At 37.7% G+C, this 416-nt stretch carries 1 protein-coding gene; it reads left to right on the top strand.

What is annotated here, in order from left to right:
* Positions 1-36: 36 nt before the first annotated feature.
* On the top strand, positions 37-416 hold a 380-nt coding region (locus BCT81_RS02250), incomplete at its 3' end, for a molecular chaperone TorD family protein (RefSeq protein WP_102423125.1).

The following is a 416-nucleotide window of genomic DNA, read 5'->3' as shown; positions in this document are numbered from 1 at the left end:
TAATTAGTTTTAAAATCTATCACGATGTAAATAATAATGATTATCGATACGCATAAATTACTTGGTTCAATATTCTATCAAGCAAAAAGTAAAGAGCAGTTAATAGATATTGTTCAGGCTCTCGTTGAAAACCAAGTATTGTCAGAAGATTGTTTATTAGCCCTTCAAAACGAACAGGAGGATGAGTTAACAGCGGAGTTTAGCCGCCTGTTTGAAGGGGTTGGAGAGATGCCAGCACCACCTTGGGGCTCGGTTTACCTCGATAAAGACCGCGTTGTGTTTGGCGAGTCAACGGTCGCGTATCGACAGTTTTTAGAATTAAACCAAATTGAATTAGATACCGGTTTAAGAGAGCCCGAAGATCAGTTTGGTTTAATGTTATTCGCTCACGCCTATTTGTTAGAAAATAATAATAT

This window comes from Vibrio sp. 10N.261.52.A1 (assembly GCF_002876325.1).
In the GTDB taxonomy this organism is placed as follows: domain Bacteria; phylum Pseudomonadota; class Gammaproteobacteria; order Enterobacterales; family Vibrionaceae; genus Vibrio; species Vibrio chagasii.
Note: the sequence above shows the minus strand (reverse complement) of the source record. Positions and strands in the feature narration are given on the sequence as shown.